Origin of the sequence: Stenotrophomonas sp. HMWF003, assembly GCF_003061285.1 — a bacterium.
Classification (GTDB): Bacteria; Pseudomonadota; Gammaproteobacteria; order Xanthomonadales; family Xanthomonadaceae; genus Stenotrophomonas; species Stenotrophomonas maltophilia_AP.
The window spans coordinates 20,533-23,705 of sequence record NZ_QAIW01000467.1 but is presented as its reverse complement, the minus strand read 5'-3'; the positions used below and the strand labels follow the sequence as shown (position 1 = coordinate 23,705).

Genomic DNA, 3,173 nt, shown 5'->3' with positions numbered 1-3,173 from the left:
GTCAAGGGCAAGGGGTCGCTGGGTGGGCAGGGCATTTCCTTCGGCGGCTCGTCGGTCGCCGAGAACACCGTCTACATCAACGGCCTGAACGTCACCGACTTCTACAACCGGGTGGGCTTCTCCTCGGTGCCGTTCGGCTTCTACCAGGAATTCCAGGTCAAGACTGGCGGCTACTCGGTGGAGTTCGGGCGCAGCACCGGTGGTGTGATCAACGCGGTGACCCGTTCGGGCAGCAACGACTTCCAGGCCGGTGCACAGCTGGTGTTCGAGCCGCGCGCCTGGCAGTCGCAGGCACGCGACCGCTACACCGCCGACGGCAGCCGCTACATCACCGCCAGCCGCGACGACTACAGCCGCAGCGCGCTCAACGTGTTCGCCTCCGGCGCGCTGGTGCAGGACAAGCTGTTCTTCTTCGGCATGTACGAAGCGCGCGACTACACGCCCCATTCCACCAACGACGCCGGCACCGTGTTCAATGCCGGCAAGGCCGACGACCCGTTCTGGGGCGGCAAGCTGGATTGGCAGATCACCGACAACCAGATGCTGTCGCTGTTCGGCTTCTCCGACAAAAGCGACACCATCACCGACGTGTACCGCTACGACTACGCCAGTGGTCGTGCGGTGGGTGACAGCACCAACCAGATCTACAACACCGTTGGCGGCAAGAACTGGTCGGGCACCTACAGCTGGCAGGTCAACAACGACCTGACCATGAAGCTGATGTACGGCGAGAACAAGCGCAACCGCTCGCAAAGCAGCCTCATGGACCAGAACTGCAACCGCGTGTTCGACAACCGCACCGCCAGCCAGGGTGTACCCACCGCGCTGCAGGGCGACCGCAGCTGCACCAGCAGTTCGCAGCTGGAATCGGCGCTGGACACGCGCAAGGCGGCGCGCGCGGATTTTGAATGGTCCATCGGCGACCACCTGCTGCGCTTCGGCCTGGACCGCGAAGAGAACACCTCCGACTACGAACGTGCCTACCCCGGCCCGGGTGGGCTGCGTTACGACGTGTACTACCGCACCCCGGGCAGCTCGCTCAACGGCGGCATCGTGCCGGCCAGCGGGCTGGTGGTGCGCACCCGCCGCTATGAAGTGGCCGGTTCGTTCGAGACCATCAACTCGGCCTACTACCTGGAAGACAACTGGCAGGTGACCCCGAATTTCCTGCTGAACATCGGCGCGCGCGTGGAAGGCTTCGACAACAAGGGCGGCGACGGCAACAGCTACATCAAGATCGACAACATGATCGCCCCGCGCCTGGGCTTCTCCTGGGACATGCGCGGCGACGGCACCACCAAGCTGTTCGGCAACCTGGGCCGCTACTTCCTGCCCGTGGCCAACGTGATCAACATCAAGCAGGCTGGCGGCTTCCTGGACGAGCGTACCTGGTATGAATTCCTGGGCTATTCCGGCGCGGCCAACAACGTGCCCGGGCTCGGCGGCCAGATCGGTCCGGTGGACAACTCGCAGGGCGACGGCAGCGTGCCGGACCTGCGCGCCGAGGTGAACCGCGAGATGGACCCGGTGTACCAGGACGAGGCGATCCTGGGCTTCCAGCACATGCTCAGCGAGTCGTGGTCGGTGGCCGCCAGCGTCACCTACCGCCGCCTGCACAACGCCATCGACGACATGAACATCACCGCCACCGGCCAGTGCGGCGCCATCGACGGTGTGTGGATCATGGGCAACCCCGGCCGCACCAACACTGTGTGGGGCGACAGCAACTGCGACGGCAGCAACGATGCCTGGATCGACATCGACACCTCGCGCGAAGGCTGGGCGTTGTACGACGATGACGGCAACTACGTGGGCCAGCGCGGCTGGGTCAAGCCCAAGCGCGACTACAAGGCGCTGGAACTGCAGGTGGACCGCGCGTGGGACGGCACCTGGGGCTTCAATGCGTCCTATACGCTGGCCTATGGGCGCGGCAACGCCGAAGGCCCGGTCAACTCGGACACCGACTTCGCCGATTCCGGGCGTACCGAGAACTTCGACAACCCGTGGGTGAACTACCGCGGCTACGGCTACCTGGCCAACGACCGCCGCCACCAGTTCAAGTTCCGCGGCAGCTACGCGTTGACCGACAACCTCACCGTGGCCGCCACCCTGGGCATCCAGTCGGGCAGCCCGATCACCCGCTTCGGCGCCGGCAACCCGTTCGACGACACCGATTTCCACAGCTACTACGTGTGCGTGTCCAACTGCCAGGCCACGGTGCCGTCCGAACGGGTGTTCGTGCATTCCCCGCGCGGGGGCGATGGGCGCACGCCGTGGACCTACGACCTGGACATGAGCATTGCCTACAAGGTGCCGGTGCCGCAGGACATCAATGTGAAGCTGGCCGTGTACAACGTGCTCAACCAGCAGCGCATCGTGTCGGTGGACCAGGACTACGAGCCGCAGGACAGCATCGGAACGCCCAACCCGATGTACGGCTACGGCACCGGCTTCCAGTCGCCGCGCTATGCGCAGCTCACGGTGACCTGGAACTACTGATGGGATGAGCGCGATGAGGGTGCACCGGTGGCGTGCGGGCGTGGTGGCCCTGGCGGTGTCAGCCAGCGCCGCCGCGGCGCCCACATCGCCTTTCCAGCCGATGTTCGACCAGGCCCGGCAGCACTACGCGTTGCCGGGCCTGGCCATGGCCGTGGTGGAAGACGGTCAGGTGGTCTACCAGTACACCGCGGGCGAGCGCCGCGCGGGCACCGGTGAGGCCATCGATGAGAACACGCTGTTCAAGATTGCCTCCAACAGCAAGGCCATGACCGCCGCGCTGCTGGCGCGGCTGGTCGACCGCGGCGCACTGCGCTGGGACGACCCGGTCATCCGTTACCTGCCGCAGTTCCGTATGCACGATGCCTGGGTGACCGGGCACATGCAGGTCCGCGACCTGCTCATCCACAACAGCGGCCTGGGCCTGGGTGCCGGTGACCTGATGCTGTGGCCCGAGCCCAACGCCTTCACCCGGCAGGACATCCTGGCCGGGTTGGCGCACCTGAAGCCGGTCACCAGCTTCCGCAGTGGCTACGACTACGACAACCTGATGTACGTGGTGGCCGGTGAAGTCGCCGCCCGCGCGGGCGGCAAGCCATACGACCAGTTGCTGCGCGAGGAAGTGTTCGTGCCGCTGGGCATGCAGCGCTGCCAGGTGGGCGCGTGGTCGGTGGCCG

General features: G+C 65.9%; 2 protein-coding genes. Both read left to right on the top strand.

From position 1 onward, the window contains the following. A partial coding sequence (locus tag DBR34_RS20880; RefSeq protein WP_128098198.1) for a TonB-dependent receptor occupies nucleotides 1–2,499 on the top strand: 2,499 nt, incomplete at its 5' end. A gap of 4 nt (nucleotides 2,500–2,503) precedes the next feature. Next, nucleotides 2,504–3,173, top strand: a 670-nt coding sequence (locus DBR34_RS24465; protein ID WP_258224226.1) for a serine hydrolase domain-containing protein, incomplete at its 3' end; no start/stop codon positions are given.